A 3,078-nucleotide genomic window follows, 5' to 3' on the forward strand; every position below is an offset into this window, starting at 1 on the left:
TGGGGAGCCGGGAATAGGCTTTGATCCATGGATGTCCGAATGGGGAAACCCACCTGATTGTCTGTTGTTATCTGCGTTGCAGATTATCAACGGGCAAAACCAGGTATCATTACCCTGAATACATAGGGGTTTTGAAGCAAACCCGGGGAACTGAAACATCTAAGTACCCGGAGGAAAGGAAATCAATAGAGACTCCGCTAGTAGTGGCGAGCGAACGCGGACCAGCCGAGCCTGGAAGTGTGACTGGAATGGTCTGGAAAGGCCAGCGATACAGGGTGACAGCCCCGTACAGGAAGCACCACGGGACATATCAAGTAAGGCGGGACACGTGAAATCCTGTCTGAAGATCGGGGGACCACCCCCGAAGGCTAAGTACTCCTTGCTGACCGATAGCGAACCAGTACCGTGAGGGAAAGGTGAAAAGCACCCCGACGAGGGGAGTGAAACAGTACCTGAAACCGGACGCCTACAAGCAGTCGGAGGGACCATGAGTCCTGACGGCGTACCTTTTGTATAATGGGTCAACGACTTGGTCTTACGAGCAAGCTTAAGCCGATAGGTGTAGGCGCAGCGAAAGCGAGTCTTAAAAGGGCGTTGAGTTCGTGGGATCAGACCCGAAACCGAGTGATCTAGCCATGTGCAGGATGAAGGTTGGGTAACACCAACTGGAGGTCCGAACCAACACCCGTTGAAAAGGGTCTGGATGACGTGTGGCTAGGGGTGAAAGGCCAATCAAACTCGGAGATAGCTGGTTCTCCGCGAAAGCTATTTAGGTAGCGCCTCGGACGAATACCTGCGGGGGTAGAGCACTACATGGATGATGGGGGCCCACAGCCTTACTGAGTCTAAGTAAACTCCGAATACCGCAGAGTACTATCCGGGAGACACACGGCGGGTGCTAACGTCCGTCGTGAAGAGGGAAACAACCCTGACCCGCAGCTAAGGCCCCCAATTCATGGCTAAGTGGGAAAGCATGTGGGACTTCCAAAACAACCAGGAGGTTGGCTTAGAAGCAGCCATCCTTTAAAGATAGCGTAACAGCTCACTGGTCTAGTCAAGAGGTCCTGCGGCGAAGATGTAACGGGGCTCAAGCCATGAGCCGAAGCTCGGGATGCACAGCGATGTGCGTGGTAGCGGAGCGTTCTGTGATATAGCTCCATGTGTCTTGACCATCCATCCGTGGATGGCATGGACACAAGGAGCTTTCTGTGAAGCCGGGCTGTAAGGCATCCGGTGGAGAGATCAGAAGCGAGAATGTTGACATGAGTAGCGACAAACAGGGTGAGAGACCCTGTCGCCGAAAGTCCAAGGGTTCCTGCTTAAAGCTAATCTGAGCAGGGTAAGCCGGCCCCTAAGGCGAGGCCGAAAGGCGTAGTCGATGGGAACCAGGTTAATATTCCTGGGCCAGGAGGATGTGACGGATCATTAACGTTGTCAGCTCTTATCGGATTGAGCTGGCAGCCGCGTGGTCCCTGGAAATAGCCCTCCATCAGACCGTACCCCAAACCGACACAGGTGGACTGGTAGAGTATACCAAGGCGCTTGAGAGAACCACGTTAAAGGAACTCGGCAAAATGCTCCCGTAAGTTCGCGAGAAGGGAGCCCCGTCATTGCGCAAGCAGTGGCGGGGGGCACAGACCAGGGGGTGGCGACTGTTTACTTAAAACACAGGGCTGTGCGAAGCCGTAAGGCGACGTATACAGTCTGACGCCTGCCCGGTGCCGGAAGGTTAAAAGGAGGGGTGCAAGCTCCGAATTGAAGCCCCGGTAAACGGCGGCCGTAACTATAACGGTCCTAAGGTAGCGAAATTCCTTGTCGGGTAAGTTCCGACCTGCACGAATGGCGTAACGATCTCCCCGCTGTCTCTAACGTGGACTCAGCGAAATTGAACTGTGTGTCAAGATGCACACTACCCGCGGTTAGACGGAAAGACCCCATGAACCTTTACTCCAGCTTCGCATTGGCATCAGGATTGCGATGTGCAGGATAGGTGGTAGACATCGAAACCGGGACGCCAGTCTCGGTGGAGTCTCCCTTGAGATACCACCCTTCGCACTCTTGATGTCTAACCGCGGCCCGTTATCCGGGTCCGGGACCCTGCGTGGCGGGGAGTTTGACTGGGGCGGTCGCCTCCCAAACAGTAACGGAGGCGCGCGATGGTGGGCTCAGACCGGTCGGAAATCGGTCGTCGAGTGCAATGGCAGAAGCCCGCCTGACTGCAAGACTGACAAGTCGAGCAGAGACGAAAGTCGGCCATAGTGATCCGGTGGTCCCAAGTGGGAGGGCCATCGCTCAACGGATAAAAGGTACTCTGGGGATAACAGGCTGATGATGCCCAAGAGTCCATATCGACGGCATCGTTTGGCACCTCGATGTCGGCTCATCTCATCCTGGGGCTGGAGCAGGTCCCAAGGGTATGGCTGTTCGCCATTTAAAGAGGTACGTGAGCTGGGTTTAGAACGTCGTGAGACAGTTCGGTCCCTATCTGCCGTGGGTGTAGGAGACTTGAGAAGAGTTGCCCCTAGTACGAGAGGACCGGGGTGAACGCTCCACTGGTGGACCAGTTATCGTGCCAACGGTAGTGCTGGGTAGCTATGAGCGGACAGGATAAACGCTGAAGGCATCTAAGCGTGAAGCCCCCTTCAAAACAAGGTCTCCCTTGAGGGCCGTGGAAGACCACCACGTCGATAGGCCGGAGATGTAAGCGCAGCAATGCGTTCAGTTGACCGGTACTAATTGCCCGATTGGCTTGATCCATCCAGAAAAAGCAAGACTCTGGAAACATGCTACACAATACTCAACATGACAGTCGCTAAAATATAGCGCCGATGTGTCCTTGGTTCTTCTCCGGTCTGGTGGTCATAGCGCGAGCAAAACACCCGATCCCTTCCCGAACTCGGAAGTTAAGTGCCGCCGCGGCAATGGTACTGCGTCTCAAGACGTGGGAGAGTAGCTCGCCGCCAGACCTGATAAGAACCAAGATAATCTCCCTACAATGGCGCGGGGTGGAGCAGCCCGGTAGCTCGTCAGGCTCATAACCTGAAGGCCGCAGGTTCAAATCCTGCCCCCGCAACCAAA

Annotated in this window: 1 tRNA gene and 2 rRNA genes (1 of these 3 running past the window's edge); all 3 read left to right on the forward strand. The window is 55.1% G+C overall.

Features of this window, described 5'->3' with window-relative positions:
- Positions 1–2,757: ribosomal RNA gene (locus tag BW970_RS19990) — 23S ribosomal RNA — on the forward strand; it begins 79 nt to the left of the window's first position.
- Positions 2,758–2,851: 94 nt separating this feature from the next.
- Positions 2,852–2,966 (forward strand): 5S ribosomal RNA (rrf, locus tag BW970_RS19995).
- Positions 2,967–2,999: 33 nt separating this feature from the next.
- Positions 3,000–3,076: transfer RNA gene (locus BW970_RS20000), tRNA-Met, on the forward strand.
- The last annotated feature ends 2 nt before the right edge of the window (positions 3,077–3,078 follow it).

The sequence above is a fragment of the Gemmobacter megaterium genome (genome assembly GCF_900156815.1).
GTDB lineage: Bacteria > Pseudomonadota > Alphaproteobacteria > Rhodobacterales > Rhodobacteraceae > Wagnerdoeblera > Wagnerdoeblera megaterium.